This window comes from Agarilytica rhodophyticola, from assembly GCF_002157225.2.
GTDB classification, from domain to species: Bacteria; Pseudomonadota; Gammaproteobacteria; order Pseudomonadales; family Cellvibrionaceae; genus Agarilytica; species Agarilytica rhodophyticola.
Window position 1 is genome coordinate 6,668,971 of the sequence record NZ_CP020038.1, and the last position, 16,321, is coordinate 6,685,291.

10 protein-coding genes are annotated in these 16,321 nt (G+C 42.3%); 1 reads left to right on the forward strand and 9 read right to left on the reverse strand.

Annotation, left to right across the window (positions count from 1 at the left end; translation table 11 throughout):
• Window positions 1-74: 74 nt before the first annotated feature.
• The 6 genes from BVC89_RS27505 to BVC89_RS27530 form a co-directional block, all read right to left on the reverse strand.
• Window positions 75-4,763 carry a MupA/Atu3671 family FMN-dependent luciferase-like monooxygenase gene (locus tag BVC89_RS27505; protein ID WP_158658161.1) on the reverse strand — a complete coding sequence of 1,563 codons (4,689 nt, stop codon included), beginning with the start codon at window positions 4,761-4,763 and terminating at the stop codon, window positions 75-77.
• Between the two features lie 170 nt (window positions 4,764-4,933).
• The gene (gene meaB / locus BVC89_RS27510) at window positions 4,934-5,887 is read right to left on the reverse strand and encodes a methylmalonyl Co-A mutase-associated GTPase MeaB (RefSeq protein ID WP_086934288.1); all 954 of its coding nucleotides are present in this window, start codon (window positions 5,885-5,887) and stop codon (window positions 4,934-4,936) included.
• A complete protein-coding gene (gene scpA, locus BVC89_RS27515; protein ID WP_086934289.1) occupies window positions 5,887-8,061 on the reverse strand; it encodes a methylmalonyl-CoA mutase in 2,175 nt (724 codons plus the stop codon). The genes meaB and scpA overlap by 1 nt, the downstream gene beginning before the upstream one ends.
• 71 nt (window positions 8,062-8,132) lie before the next feature.
• On the reverse strand, window positions 8,133-8,549 hold the full coding sequence (gene mce / locus BVC89_RS27520; protein WP_086934290.1) for a methylmalonyl-CoA epimerase: 417 nt from the start codon (window positions 8,547-8,549) through the stop codon (window positions 8,133-8,135).
• Window positions 8,550-8,846: 297 nt separating this feature from the next.
• Entirely contained in the window at window positions 8,847-11,261 is a 2,415-nt protein-coding gene (locus tag BVC89_RS27525) for a tetratricopeptide repeat protein (protein WP_158658162.1), read from the reverse strand.
• A gap of 17 nt (window positions 11,262-11,278) precedes the next feature.
• Entirely contained in the window at window positions 11,279-11,782 is a 504-nt protein-coding gene (locus tag BVC89_RS27530; protein WP_216825057.1) for a MarR family winged helix-turn-helix transcriptional regulator, read from the reverse strand.
• A gap of 32 nt (window positions 11,783-11,814) precedes the next feature.
• Here BVC89_RS27530 and BVC89_RS27535 point away from each other — a divergent pair, with 32 nt between their 5' ends.
• Window positions 11,815-12,240, forward strand: a complete 426-nt coding sequence (locus tag BVC89_RS27535; protein ID WP_086934292.1) for an organic hydroperoxide resistance protein — start codon at window positions 11,815-11,817, stop codon at window positions 12,238-12,240.
• A 28-nt stretch (window positions 12,241-12,268) separates the two neighbouring features.
• Here the strand turns inward: BVC89_RS27535 and xrtD are convergent, their stop codons facing one another.
• From xrtD to BVC89_RS27550, 3 genes are read right to left on the reverse strand one after another with little or no spacing between them, the layout of a single operon-like run.
• On the reverse strand, window positions 12,269-13,870 hold the full coding sequence (gene xrtD, locus BVC89_RS27540; protein ID WP_216825058.1) for a VPLPA-CTERM-specific exosortase XrtD: 1,602 nt from the start codon (window positions 13,868-13,870) through the stop codon (window positions 12,269-12,271).
• Between the two features lie 35 nt (window positions 13,871-13,905).
• Window positions 13,906-14,700 carry a CpsD/CapB family tyrosine-protein kinase gene (locus tag BVC89_RS27545; RefSeq protein ID WP_086934293.1) on the reverse strand — a complete coding sequence of 265 codons (795 nt, stop codon included), beginning with the start codon at window positions 14,698-14,700 and terminating at the stop codon, window positions 13,906-13,908.
• A gap of 22 nt (window positions 14,701-14,722) precedes the next feature.
• Entirely contained in the window at window positions 14,723-16,318 is a 1,596-nt protein-coding gene (locus BVC89_RS27550; RefSeq protein WP_086934294.1) for a GumC family protein, read from the reverse strand.
• Between the last annotated feature and the right edge of the window lie 3 nt (window positions 16,319-16,321).

Consider the following 16,321-nt stretch of genomic DNA (forward strand, 5'->3'; position numbering starts at 1 on the left):
TTAGTAAAAATTCAGTGGCCCTAATAACTATTCAAGACCACCTGTAAATCTATTATTAAACCTCTAAAAAAGCGCTACTTGCGGCCTCTTTTGCGCAAGCCCATGCGCTCTCGTCTGCGGGATGCTCTGTCGCTACTTTTCTTCAGGGATTCATTTTTTTGATCCGAATTGAGAAATTCTGTTAAGGATGAAATGGTCGGGAAACGATACAAATCAGTTAGTGATATAGGCTTATCCACCTTTCCTTTGAGTAATTGGTGCACACGCACAATAAGCAAAGAATGGCCACCTAAATCGAAGAAATTATCGTTGACCCCTACCTTATCGAGCTTCAAGGTATCTTGCCAAACATTGACGATTGTTTGCTGTAATTCGTCGCGCGGTGCTTCATAAATGGCAGAAGATGCCTTGCTTGCAGCATGGGGTTCTGGCAATTGTTTACGATCGATTTTACCGTTGGGCGTTAGCGGCATCGCATCCAAAATTACGACATCGTTAGGCACCATGTATTCAGGTAAATCTTTGCGCAAGTGCTCGCGGATATCATTAGCGTCAGGAAGAGCGCCAACTTTAGGCACTACATAAGCCACCAAGCGCTGGTCGCCGGGACTATCCTCGCGCAGTAACAAAACACATTCATTCACCTGTGTATGCTGACTTAGTTTCGATTCTATTTCCCCAAGTTCAATGCGATAACCACGGATTTTAACTTGATGATCCGCTCGGCCTAAAAACTCTATCACACCATCATCCCGGTATTTGGCAAGATCACCTGTCCAATAAATGCGCTCATCCGCTTTAAATGGGTTATCAATAAAGCGCTCATCGGTTAGTTCTGGACGGTTAAGGTAACCCCTCACAACGCCTCGGCCACCGATAAAGAGATCCCCCGGAACCCCAGTGGGAACTGGCTGGCGGCTTTCATCAAGAATATAAATATCCGTGTTAGCAATCGGCAAGCCAATGGGGATATTAGAAGTATCCACCACATCATGAGTGGTGGACCAAATGGTTGTTTCGGTCGGCCCATACATGTTGGTTAAACGACCATTGAGCATAGCTTTAAGGTCTTGGGCTAACGTGGTAGGCAGGGCTTCACCGCCAACCATCATATGTTTGAGTTTACCCATTTGCTGCTTAGCATCGTCGTCGAAACATAGCATGCGTGCCATTGATGGCGTACATTGAAAATGCGTTACTTCATGACGCTCCAATTGTGCGGCGATGGTTTGATCCAATTCCTGTTCTTCATTCTGTCCAGCATTGGCGTAATGGTTCGCCATATCGCGAACCTCTTTTAGCATTGGCAAAGATTCCATCACCTTGGCAGTTTCAACACCAAAATCGAGTAGACAAGCGATTTCATCGACGTCCGCAGCTTTGCAACGGTCGATCATTTTAGAACAGGTTTCTGGGGTACCAAAAAGGCCGCTGGTTTCAAAATAACGTTCAAACGCGAAATCCAGGATGGTATCAGTTTCTTCTTCAGTCAAACTTTTAATATCAATATCTTCAGGCTTTGAATCTGCGCCTCCAGGGCGCTTAAAAGCAGGAAATGCCCAGGCGAAATCCAGTACTAATTTCATCGCACTGCGAAGATAATCCTTCATCGGTTCGCGCACTAATTCGCGCACTTCGTCGTTATTTTCACCGACAAAGGTATGCAACATTAAGGTGACTTTGCCGGCTTTTGGATCGAGCCCTGCGTCGGCACGAGCTTGACGGTAAATGCGAATTTTTTCTGTTACTTCTTCAACACTTTGGCCTAACAGGTGGGTCAGGACATTTACACCTAAAGCCCCCGCCTGCCGGTATGACTCAGGGTTACCCGCCGTGGTCAACCAAACTGGCAGCTCTTTTTGCACAGGTCTTGGCAAGGTTTCTATTTCCACCATATTGCCCAGAGGGTTTTCAAAAGCAACTTTCTCACCACGCCACAGTTTTTTAACTGTCTCGATCTGCTCGAGCATTACCTTCTTATTATCTTTATGATTTTGCGGCATGATCACAAAATCATTAGGCTGCCAGCCTGCAGCAAAAGATAAGCCCACCCTACCGTCACTTAAGTTATCGACAACTGACCAGTCCTCAGCAATACGCACGGGATGATGCAGAGGTGACACAATGGAGCCTGAGCGAATGGATATATTCTTGGTAATGGCTGCCAATGCCGCACTGGTAACCGAAGGGTTGGGATATGGGCCGCCAAAAGCACTGAAATGACGCTCTGGAGTCCATACTGAATCGAAGCCATTTTCGTCAAAGTACTTGGCACCATCCATCAGAAGCTTATATTTTTGGCTGCCGGGAGCATCGTCATTGCCCCACATAAACATGCCAAATTCCATTGGCCGACGTTGTACTTTCTTAGATACACCATCAGTATTACCACTGCGATCCTCTCGATAGATGATCACTTTAAAACCACGGGTTAAGGTCCAGAATAATTCCAATACAGAAATATCGAACGACAAGCTAGTGACGGCCAACCAAGTGCCCACAGTATCACGCTCAATACGCTGATCCATACCGACAAAAAAGTTAGTGGCGTTACGATGCTCCACCATAACACCTTTAGGATTGCCGGTAGATCCAGAGGTATATATAACATAAGCCAGATTGCTAGAATTCATACTGACATTAGGATCAGCTACTTCGTCTGCCGCATCGCTAAGATCATCGACACATATAACCTCGGCCTCACAGTGAGGTAAATCGGCTTTTATTTCCTGTTGGGTAATAACGAGCTTCATATTGGCGTCATTGACCATGTAGGCAATACGCTCTGCAGGAAAAGCAGGGTCTAAAGGCACATAGGCTGCACCTGCTTTATGGACACCGAGAGTTGCCACCATCAAGTCGATGGATCGATTGACATTGACACCCACTAAAGCATCAGGGCCCACACCTTTTTCAATAAGTAAATTCGCTAGCTGATTGGCTTTATTATTGAGAGCTAAATAGGTAATTGGCTCATCTTCAAACACCAATGCTGTTGCATTTGGATGCTGGCTTACGCGCTTTTCAAATAAATGATGTATACATTCACTATCGTCATAGCTGACGTCAGTAGCATTCCATTGTTCGAGTATTTGTTTTTTCTCATCCTGTGTTAGTAATTCAAGCGCTGCGACTGGGCGACTATTATCTTCACTGATATTACGAATTATCGCTTGTAATTGCTGAGCAAATTTCTGCAGGCGGTCTTCACTGATACGTGCTTTATCGAAGTAGATGGCCATGCCTGAGCTATCAACGCCAGAGTCACCAAAAGTAGTGCTTAAAGTTAAAGTGGTACCTACAATGGGGGCATCGATACCTAAACTTACACCCAGCGGTAACGCTGTTGAATCAAGTAGTTCTGGAATAGCGCTTAGCACTGGTGAACGGCCGATAAGATCTTTTGCCCAACCTCCCCGCCGATTAAGTTGAGCAATCTCGGCTGCTGTCTGATCAATAACTTGTGCAATACTATCTTTGAGATCAAAGGCTAAATGGAGGACAGCGTATTGGTTGTATACACCGGGACAAGCCTTTGCAGCCTGAGCGATTTCGTCGCTGGCAAAGGCTAAATCAAATTCATGCTTGCGGCTCAAACGTCCCAATAATAGGCTGCAAGCACCAATGATGATTTCAGCTGAAATCCCTCCAGTAGCTGCCGCATTCGACTCAAGAGCTACCTCAAACTTGGCGTATTCACTTGCATCTGTGAGAGCAGAGCTCTCGTTTTGGCTATAAGGCAGCTCGACTGGATCGAGATAAGCTAAGCGCTTGGCCCAATATTGATCGGCTCTTGCCAACTGCTTACTGATAGGCGTTAAGGCATCAATTTCTGCTTGAGTAATAGTATCGAAGCTATCGCACACACTTAACTGCCACTGATTTTGCAATTCACCAGGGGCGATGGATTTGCCATTCAAATCCTTGAACTTTTTAAGGGAGATAACGCCTTCGCCGGTGGCGACATCAATCTGTCCCTCGTCCATCGCTACGATACTGCCTATTGCAGCATCCACATCCATTTCCCTTGCTACAGCAGACTCGATGGCAAAGATATTATCGTTGATACGAACCTTCGGCATGGCTAATAAATTAGGATAATCACCAAAGTCTAAGGCTCGTACCAACGCTTCTATTTGAGATGCGGTTTTGTCCCATTGCACCATGCCATCAGCTATGGGACGATCAAATTTGCCAAAATAGCTACGTTGACTTAAATCCTGTGCTATTGGCGATGTTGTGCCTGCAGCCAGTTCATCAACTAAAACAGGGAAGCTCTCTAAGGCTGCTGCGAAACACTTAGTATTAATAGAAAGTGACGTTTCATCAGGAACAATATCAAAAAGCGTTTGCTTTAAAATATCTCCCTCATCAACACCCGGTGTAATTTGATGCCAGGTAATGCCATAGCGCTCTTCGCCATTCATAAGTGCCCAAGCAGGCGTATTGAGGCCTGCGTATCTAGGCAAAGGGCCATCATGAAAATTAACCGCGCCTTTCTTAGCAAGCGCTAGCACTTCATCTTTAATAATGGCGAGATGGGTAATACTGAAAAGGTAGTCAAATTCTTTATCTTGTAGGTATTGAGCATATCCCTCTTGATAGGGAATCACAGGAATAGATTTGCTATGCGCCCATTGGCTGATCCTTGGTGCGGCAGTAATAATGCCTAAAACTTCATGATTTTTAGCTAACAAGACCTCGCCGCACTCTATTAGCAGCGTATCTTCCCCTATTAAATAACAGCTAAAATTCGCATTCATACTCATTCCTAAGAAGCTCCTGTATACCGTATGATGTTTCGTTCCATATAAAGTGCTCATCTAAAAGCTGTCTTTTTGTGCAAGTTCTGCGCAACGCAGTGCTTCCTTGATGTTGTACAAAAATCCTAATTTTTAGAAGTGCCTTAAAGGTTGTTAAATTTAACTAAATTTTAAAATATATCGGCTATTTTTTTGGCGGCATTCAGCGGTGTTATCTGCCCCGCAATCACCTGTTTTTCTAATTCTTCTCTGAGACTTTTATAACTCGCATGAGCCTGCATTTTCAGCTCTAAAAGATCGACAAATAATTTATTCATCCACTCTTTATTTTGCCGCGCACGTTTGTTCGCAAATTCACCCTGCGCTTGCTCACAGTACTCGTTGACCATCTGCCAGACACACTCAATATTTTTATTTTCACGAGCCGAACAGGTCATGACTTTAGGTCGCCAAAAGCCTGTATGCGCTAACAAATTCATAGCATTCTGATAGTGCTGCTTTGCTTGCTTAGCAAAAATTTCACCCTTGCCATCTGCCTTATTAATAATTAAAGCATCTGCTAATTCCATAATCCCTTTTTTTATCCCTTGTAAATCATCGCCCGCATTGGGTTGCATAAGTACGGCAAAAAAATCCACCATGCCTGCGACCTCAAACTCAGATTGACCAACGCCGACTGTTTCTACTAATACCACGTCAAAGCCGGCTGCTTCGCAAAGTAACATGGACTCACGCGTTTTTTGTGCAACACCACCGAGTTGCCCTCCTGCAGGGGAAGGGCGAATATAAGCATTGGTGTCACGCGATAATTCTTCCATGCGTGTTTTATCTCCTAAAATACTACCTCCAGCTATCGGCGAACTAGGATCAACGGCTAACACCGCCACTTTTTTTCCGCAACCAATAATATGCTTGCCAAACGCTTCGATAAAAGTCGATTTGCCAACTCCTGGCGTGCCAGATATACCGATTCGAATACTGTTGCCGGCATCAGGCAACAATATTTCCAACATTTCCTGGGCAGCGATACGATGCTGTGCCAGTTTACTTTCCACTAAAGTAATAGCTTTTGCCAAAGCCCGTCGGTTACCTTGCCTTAATTTTTCAACAAGTTGCTGAGTCATTACTCTTGAAGGCTGTTATTAATTTGCGCCAACACTTCTTTGGCAGCGTCAGGAATATGTGTGCCTGGACCAAAAATCCCTTTTACACCGCAGTTTTCTAAAAACTCATAGTCTGTTTTTGGGATAACGCCACCCACCACGACAATAATATCTTCTGCCTCCTGCCGTTTTAGTTGGGCGATAAGCTCAGGCACTAAAGTTTTATGGCCAGCAGCTTGCGAGGAAACTCCGACCACATGTACGTCATTTTCAACAGCTTGGCGTGCTACCTCTTCAGGCGTAGAAAACATGGGCGAAAGATCGATATCAAAACCAACATCTGCAAAAGCGGTAGCAATTACCTTAGCGCCACGATCGTGCCCATCTTGTCCCATTTTACACACCAACATACGTGGACGGCGGCCATGTAAGTCAACAAAGTTATCAATATCTTTGCTAATATTCATCCAGTTTTCATCTTCTTCATAAGCACTGCCATAAACACCACTTACTGTCTGCGCTTGGGCATTGAAACGGCCAAAAACTTTCTCCATAGCATCGGAAATTTCTCCAACGGTTGCTCGTGCTCGCGCAGCTATAATAGATAATTCTAATAAATTTCCTTGTCCTGATTGAGCGCATTTAGTAATGGCTTCTAAAGCAGATTGCACAACACTATCGTCACGCTTGCCACGTATCTTTTTAAGCAGGTCTAGCTGTGACTGACGAACGGCGTCGTTATCTATTTCTAAGGTATCGACTTCTTGCTCTTTATCCAACTTATATTTATTAACACCAACGATAACATCTTCGCCACGATCTATTGCGGCTTGCTTACGAGCAGCAGCTTCTTCAATACGCAATTTTGGTAAGCCTGACTCTATGGCTTTGGCCATACCTCCCTGCTGGTCAATTTCCTCAATTAAATTCCAAGCTTTGTCCGCCAATTGTTGGGTTAAACTCTCCATCATATAAGAACCGCCCCAAGGGTCGACTACATTTGTGATACCTGTTTCTTCTTGGATAATCAATTGTGTATTGCGGGCAATACGGGAAGAAAACTCGGTAGGAAGAGCGATAGCTTCGTCGAAAGAATTAGTATGCAGTGATTGGGTACCACCAAAAACAGCGGCCATTGCTTCAATCGTCGTGCGTACAATATTGTTATAAGGATCTTGCTCTGTCAGCGACCAACCAGAAGTTTGCGAATGGGTGCGCAGCATGCTGGACTTAGGGTTCTTGGGGTTAAATTGGGCAACAATTTTGGCCCACAAAAGGCGGGCCGCACGAAGCTTTGCAATCTCCATATAGAAGTTCATACCGATGCCCCAAAAAAAAGATAAACGCGGTGCAAATTGGTCGATGTCCAAACCGGCAGCAATCGCTGTTTTAATATACTCTTTGCCATCTGCAAGGGTATAAGCCATTTCCAAAGCCGCGTCGGCTCCTGCTTCTTGCATATGATAGCCAGAAATAGAAATGGTATTGAATTTAGGCATATGGCGGGAACAATAGGAAATAACATCGCCAACAATTTTCATTGAAGGTGCCGGAGGGTAGATATAGGTATTGCGTACCATGAACTCTTTTAAAATATCATTTTGGATGGTGCCTGAAAGTTGATCTTGAGGCACGCCTTGTTCCTCCGCAGCAACAATATAACCCGCAAGCACCGGTAGCACTGCACCGTTCATGGTCATAGAAACAGAAACTTTATCCAGTGGAATGCCATCGAATAAGACTTTCATATCTTCCACAGAATCCACCGCTACTCCGGCTTTACCAACATCGCCACTGACCCGAGGGTGATCTGAATCATAACCACGATGGGTGGCTAAATCGAATGCGACAGAAACACCCTGCCCTCCGGCAGCGAGCGCTTTGCGGTAAAAAGCATTAGATTCTTGAGCGGTGGAAAAGCCTGCATATTGCCGTATTGTCCATGGGCGACCAGCATACATGGTCGCCTGAGGACCACGGATATAGGGGGCACATCCGGGAAAGGTGTTTATGTAAGGCAGACTCGCAATATCATCCTTGGTATACAGTGGCTTTATATCTATTCCTTCTTGGGTGTTCTTAATTAATGAATCTGGCCCCTTACCTCGTGTTTGTTTAGTGGCAAGGGCAATCCAATCTTCCATGCTAGAGGAGTTGGGGGTGTATACATCAGCGCTCGTCCTATTATCGCTCATTTATACCTCGTTAGGTGACTGTTGTGTCTGCGGTCTTTTGATGTTTCTTCATCGCTTCTGCCATTGGCTATCTATAAATGGGCGTTAGCAGATGGCTGGTTCAGTTCAATTAAAACTCCGTCACAGCATTTCGGGTGAATAAATATAACTTTACAACCATGGGCTCCTGGTTGAGGGGTATCACTTAAAAACTGATAACCTTTTTTTTGTAAGCGTACAACATCAGCTTCAAGGTTATCAGAGCGAAAACACAAATGGTGCAAGCCACCAGGTTTTTTCTCCAAGTACTTAGCAATCGGTCCCTCGCCTTTAAGGGGGTGAACTAACTCAATACTGGTGGCTGGCAAAGGAAAAAAGGCAGTGGATGTTTTCGCTGACTCAACATCTTCACGACCATGATATTCCAAACCGAAATCTTCAGCGAAACGAGATATTGCTTTTTCCAGGTCTGGCACCGCAATCGCGATATGGTCTAAGGCTACGATCATGCTTACTTTCCATTTTGCATTATTAAATATTGTTGGCTGAATCTTTTCTGACGAACATAAAAGGCAAATTATGTGCCTAGAATTACTTAACACTTACTAACGCACTATAATATGACAAACTATTTTGCCACGTAGTATGTTACCTGCGCATGCTCAACCGACAATGGCGTGCAAAGCTATTTTAAACCGAAAATCATTGTCTGTATTTGTTTATTTTAGTGGTTATTCTTTCATCAAGGTAAAAAATATCGACATATTTTCTGGTTTAGATGGCCTCTGGATCCATTCAAATTACATTTATTGTTTAATCATCTCACGTTCAATCAGAGCTTCCAGGTCTTGTCGACTTCCAACATATTTAAGGGCTTTTTTGAAAATTCCCCTGGCTTCTTGTGTACGCCCTAGATGCTTCAAAGTAAATCCTAAATGATAATAAATATCAGGTACCGAGTTTAACTGCTCTGACGCCCTACGAAGATATTTTTCCGCCTCTACAAAATTACCGTTTTTAGCAAGCGCCCACCCATACGTATCTATGAACAGAGGTTGACTAGAATTTTTAAATATCTTGGACAACGCCAAGGCACGTTGCAGACTTTCCTTAGTTGCAATTTTATCCAACAATAAAGCGGCATAATTATTTATTGCTAATAAATTTTGTGGCGAGTCTTGCAGGATGCTTTCAAATACTTCGCTGGCCAAATCATAATCACCTACAGACTCATAATGACTGGCCAGACGAACTTGCAAATAAATACTATTAGTGTTTGTTTCAATTCCCTTTTTATAAATACCCGCTATCTCTTGTCCTTTATTCAATCTCTTTTTGTAACTGACAAGAATTGGATAACCTTTTATCCAGTCAGACTTATTTGCCAGGGCTCGGGTTATTGTTTCTTCTGCTTTTGTTAAGTGCCCTTGCTTTTCAAGCACTTGAGCCGCCATCAAATAAGCCGATACCAAGTCAACATGCTGATTTTGAAAATCCTCAAGATATGCTATCAGGGATTTTTCATCATCTAAGGCTATATAAGAGTATGCTACTCCTTGAAGAGCTAGGGTTAACTCAGGCTGTAGTGCAAGAGCCTGCTGAAACTCAGTAATAGCCGGGGCGAAATTTTCTTGTCCTTGATATACGCGACCACGCAAAAAATGCACATAGGCTTTGCTATTGACAATATTCTCAGTTGCAACGTTTTGTAGACGATCAGCTAATAATAAAACACTCGACCATTCTTTTTTTAATAGTTTTATTTGGGCAAGTAACGCTATTAGGCGTACTTCATCTGGGTTACGAGATAATGTGGTGGTAATAATTTTATCCGAGCGCTCAAGATCCTGGTTGGCTATTAACTCTCTTACCACAGGCATAGCCGCATCCATATTTCCTGGATTAACATCCAGAGCCTGCCGGAATGAGTCATCGGCAAGTAAATTAGAGCCACTTTGTAAATAAACATGCCCCAACAATACTAGGCCTTCTTCGGAAGTAGGATTGTTTCTTAACAAAGTACTGAGGTGAGCCACGGCTGTATCGAAGTCTTGTTTATTTAAGGCGTAATTTGCCATTAGTAATAAGGAGTCTTCGTGCTGATTATCAATAGCTAAGTTATTATTCAATATTTCTAGGGCTTTATTGGCCTCACCTTTAAATAAATATACTTTTGCCGCAAGTGCTCGTGCCTTTAAACTTGTCGCTACATCATATTGCTCAGATGATAATGTATTAAGTAGGGCAAAAGCTTTATCAAAATCTTTGTCTTTTAAGAAAAGCTGTACCTTTAAGAAGTTTAGAGAGGTAGCATCAGGGTTTTGGTCAATAAAATTATCGAGCACACCTTTGCCTCTCACAAGATCAAAAAGAAAAATGGTTTCAACTAAACGTTGTTTAGCCTCAATATTTTTAGGCTGTCTAGTGATCAACTCTCGTAAGACCTCTTCAGCCTCATCATAACGTTTCTGGGTGATCAGAAATTGGGCGAGATCATAATCGTATTGTGCTTGCTCTGGCGACAACTGAATCAGAGTTCGATAATCTTTCTCTAGAGCCGGCTTATCTTTTAATTCCCGATTTAAGCCGGCCCTTAGTAGTAAGTATTGCGTATTGCTCGAAGCAATGTTCAATGCTTTATTAAGATAAGATAGGGCCTCTGTAGTCTTACCTTGGTCCTTAGCAATAACTGCCTTTAACGCAAAAACCGCATCATCTTGCGGGTTCACTTTTAATACACGATCAATGAGGGCTTCTGCTTGTTGATAAGATTTTTGCCCAATAAGAGCTGCAGCTTTTATCCGTATACCATCGATATTATTACTATCCAGTACCAATATTTCTTCTGTAATTTCTATTGCTTCTTCGAAGCGCTGGCTATACACCAGCAGTTGAGCCACATCGATCCGAGCCTCGATGTTACTATCGTCAAGCTTCATAGCGATAGACATATTTTCGAAAATTAAAGGGACATTGTTGCTATCTTTGGCTAGAAGCCCAAGTGCATAATAAGCTTGTGCATATTGGGGACGACGTTGGATAGCATTTAGAAATTCAATACGCGCTTTTTCTAGTTCCCCTTTCTCATAAAAAGCTTGGCCGCGATTATAAAATTTTTCAGCCGCTTCCTCTTTGCTCGTGCATGCCTGCAACAAATACAAATTCAATAGTACAAATAAAATAACAGTTACTCGACGACCAACGCCATAAAAAGTTATCACTTTAAGACCTTTTACCATTAACTATTCGTAAGATCATGGTTTAACTTGTCTAATAAACTAAAAGCTCCCTCAATTTCAGCAGAATCCAAGCTCACCAGTTTGCACTTCATTTTTTCAGGTATGTCTATTGCCCGCTTTTGTAAATTAGCCCCCTGACTCGTCAAGTGGATAAACTTTTTTCTTTTATCCTCTTCACCATTTACAATTTTAAGCAAACCTTTGTCGGCCATCTTTTTCACTACCAGCGTAAGCGAACCAGTATCAATGTAGGTAACGGTAGCAAGTTCCGACATAGAGATTTTATCTTCCTCCCATAATGCCATCATAACGAGATACTGAGGGTAGCTCAGCCCTATTTCATCCAGCAGAGGCTTGTAACTACGAGTCATAGCATTGGAGGCAATATAAAGACGGTGGCAAAGCTGACTTTTTAGATTTAATTCATGTTTTTTCATACTCATATGATAGTTTGCACACAAAGTTCTTGCAATATTTAACTTCTCTGGTAAATTACTTTGCATACAAAATAAATTTACTATTGGAGACCCAAAGTATGAGTAAGCCAGAAAAGATTCTTTATACTGCTATCACTAAAACTACAGGTGGCCGTGAAGGAACAGCCAAATCATCGGATGGAAATCTAGATGTACGCCTAACGATGCCTAAAGAATTAGGTGGTTCTGGAGAAGCAGGCACTAACCCTGAACAACTTTTCGCAGCAGGATACTCGGCATGTTTTATTGGTGCTATGGGTGTTGCAGCCGGCATACAAAAGGTGACTTTACCTGCCGATACCACAGTTGATGCTGAAGTCGGCATTGGGCCTTCAAACGGTGGCTTCGGTTTACAAGTGCTGCTAAAAGTTAGTCTACCTGGGCTAGAGAATGCCAATGAGCTGGTAAAGCAAGCACATCAAATATGCCCTTATTCTAATGCTACTAGAAATAATATAGACGTGAGTATAGAGGTATCCAACTAGAGTAAATTTGGGTCAGCGATTGCTGACCCTAAATAGTTTTACCCGGCAAATAGCGTATTAACTGTGGCTGAGCGATGGCAATAAAAGCTGCCACGCGAGCTTCGCTTTCAGCGATATTTTCATGCTTCAATACCGGTGTTACCACACGAACTAATGAACCATCCGTTCGGTTTTTCTTAAAGGCATCTCGTAGCAGCATCCATTTTTTTAAATACTCATTGGCAACCACCTCACCTCGCTCAACAAACCAGTAGTACACCAGTTGGGATTCATTACCTTTACGAATTAATGCGCGGTTAACCGGCATATTATTGACTACCGTTCGATTAAATTCAGCAATTTCCCACCCACCACCAGGAATGCAAACTTTTGGCGAATGAGGTGATACACCTTTACGTTGACTATCATAGTAAGCAACATAAAAGTTAACCTGCTCTCCTTTATCAGTATGATTAGCATGGCTCTCTTTATAATTCACCATCAGATAGTCCGTTATCTGTAACTCGTCAACAATATCTTTGCTTAATGGCTGACGACGGCCTTGCCACTGTTCTAGCTGTAAAGGAAAAGAGGCAAAGCTTGTATTGTTAATCTTATGCTCTTCCCTCTTATCAATAAATGTAAGCATGATAGTGGCACAAACAAGTAGCATCGCGAAGAAGCTTTTTTGCACTAAGCTATTTTTTTTACTTAGTATGGTGATATGAGTTTGGTTTTTTTCTCCTTGCCCCTCTTGTTGTAGAGAAAACACCATAGCAAGCTTGCGCTTATTACCGAGTTGTTCAAGCACTACGATCTCTACTAACAAAATCGTCATGCATATTATAAAAACTACCCAGCCTTCAAAATCATGTAAAAATCCTTGCGCTATTTCTGCGCCATAATTTTCCACTAGGACACCCGTTAGTGCGATACGCACACTATTCATGATGATAGTAATAGGAATTGTAGAAACAAAAATAATGGTCTTTTTCCACCAAGGAGCAGAATAAAAATATGCGGCTAGAAAACCAATACACGTTAACGGAAATAGATAACGCAAACCACTGCAGGCTTCTACCACATGAAGTTTAAATTCTCCCATATCAATAATATTGCCACTAAGATATACGGGGATGTCAAAAAAACGAATAATCGCTACTCCAACTGAAGATGATAAAAGCTGCATCTTCGAAGTTAAGAGTACTTCTATGATATAAGGTAAAGGTATTGCAAAAATCAATATGCTAATTGGCACCAAAGTTAAGTGAGTGCCACGGCCAATTAAAACAACTGACAAACCTAGTAAGAAAATTAAAAATGCATAATGAATAATTAAAAAAAGTGCGCTTATTTCTCCGACAGTCAATATAATTATTGATAATACACAAATCGGAATTCCCCACCATGAGCCAGAGTTTAGATAGGGTATTACTTCTTCTCTACGTTCCCAGACAATGTAGATGGATACAATAGGGATAAGATAGCCATGACTATACTCTGGCTGAGCCGCCCAACGGGAAAATATGGTGGCTAAGCCACTCCAAAATAGAACGACTCCAAGAGCACCTAAAAAGAAGAGAAAGAAGATTGTTGTCCAGTGCTGTGTACTAACATGAGGCGTACTGAAGTGACGTTTGTTACTATCCACAGCCACCTCCTGTTCTTAGTTATGCGTGAATTGATTTACAACAACCAACCACCGCTATGGTACTTATTTAATACGGTGCCTATAAGTGAAGTTTTTTGTAACTGCCTAACCGCCCTAACAATATCTTTTTCCGGATTTTTACCATCTTCTAATACAAGCAAAGCACAATCGACGTTTTTAACAGAACTCAAAACATCATCTGTTGGTAGCACAGGGGGCATATCGTAGATAACAATGCGTGATTTATAACGAGCCTTCGTTTCATTAAAGAACGACACCATTTTAGGAGTAGATATAACTTCGGACGAACGCTCAATACTTCCTTTACCAGGCACTAGTACTAAACGTTCAACTCCTGGGTTTACCATGATGTTTTCTAATTCTGTACGACCTTTGAGGTAGTCGAGCAAACCATATTCTTGATCGACACCAAACATTTCACCAAGTGATGGCTTTTTTAAATCCAAATCTACCAGCAATACTGTTTGGTTAACTTCCATCGCAATGGCAACTGCAAGATTGGCAGTAATAATGGATTTTCCTTCTCCGGCAGAAGGAGATGTTACCGCAAGACTACGCCAATTATTTTCTCGCATCTTTTGAATAACTTGAGTTCTTAATGTGCGGAAAGTCTGACTATTTGCATTATTATTAAAGCCCGCGATTATCCGGCTATCTTCCATATGATCAGGATGACTAGTCATCACACGTGTTCTGGAATACTTAAGGTCTTCCAGTGGTGAGCCTACCGCCTTTTTGGGTTTATGGGTTGTCGGCTTATTGTCTTCTGCTTCTTTTGCTTTTAAAACAGCTTTTTGAATTCTATACATTTTCCCAATCTTCGCCTGACAGTTAAATCACATTTATTTTGGCCATAACTTTCAGCCACAACACATCTAGACTAATAATAAAGAAGTGAAAAACCATAACACCGGTTAAACAAAAGCCTAGCGACATCCAGAGTAATTTACGGCGGTTACTATTGCGGTATTGGATATCATCTGTAGTATAGATATGACCAACAACTGCTAATGGTTGTTGACCGAGTACATTTGTAATACTGGATACACCTCTTACACCCGAGTCTAAAAACTCTGCTGCCAACATTAAACCTGCGCCAACACCAAATGATAGAATAAAGCCCATCGCCAATAATTTCTTGCGATCTGGCTTTACGGGTTTATCTGGAACGGAAGGCGGCTCTATCAGCTTAAAGCTCCCAGCCTTATTCTCTGCTTCCATGTTTTGCGCAATATTAGCTTCCAGTTGTTTGGAACGTAACTCTTGATATTTTTCCAGTTTGTTATTGTAATCCCTCGTCATCTCATCGTAGTTACGCTTAACCTGATGAGTCCTCATCACTCGCTGATTGTAGTCAGCCAAATCTTTCTCAAGCCTAACTCTGCGATTAGAATTGCGCTCCAATTCTTTTTCCGTAGCAACAATACGCGTTCTAATTTGACGATATAACGGATTAATCGCATCATCGTCGCTAACATCACCATTAGCCTTAGTTGCAACAACCTCTTTTTCGGCGATCGCTATCTCCTTTTTCAAGCGCACGATATCAGGGTGTGACTCAGAATAGCCGATAATAAGCTTGGAATATTGATCCTTTAACTCTACTAGGCGTTGACGAGGTGTAATAGTTCGTCCCGATGTATCAGAAGAATACTGAACGTAGGGTGATATATTAGAAAGCTCTATATTGAGCGAGTGAACACGGTCAGTAAGACGCACCCCCTCATCTTGAGTAGTGATAATTTGGGTTTCAAGACGCTCAATAGTCGTGAGATTAAACTGTAAAAGCTCGGGTAGACTATCCCCATACTCTACTTTAAATTCCGCAATTTTATTTTCAATTTCCTGCACACGGCTTTGCATCCGATCCGCTTCTTCTTTTAGAAACTGAGCTGTATCGTCTGCCTTACTGGTACGTGCTTTAATATTTTCTTCAAGAAAAAGTGTCGTTAGCTCGTTCGTAACGCGCTGCGCTATTTGTGGGTCGCGATCCATAAAAGATACGATAAATGCAACATTAGCACGACTGGATTGTCCCCATTGCCCAGGCACTTCTGCCTCGATCATTTGCACTCCCATGCTGTTGCGAAAATCTTCTGCCAGCTGAGACATTGAAACTTTATCGCGCATATCCAGGTAAAGGTTGTGATCTTCTATAAGATCCATAATCTTGGCGCTGGTCATAATCCTTTGACGAGTAGTTTCTATCTGCTGTTCAACCAAGCCCTTTACAGTGGATTTCACAAGGTCTTCAGGAATTTCCTGACCTTGGATAAGAATCACACCTTCGGATCTAAAGATTGGTGGCAGCGTCATGGTCACGGCTACGCTAATGAATAGCAGTACAGGTACCGTGAATATAAATAACATTTTTCTACGTCGTAGAATATCGATGTAATCTTCTATCGATGGGCCAGTTTCTTCCATAAT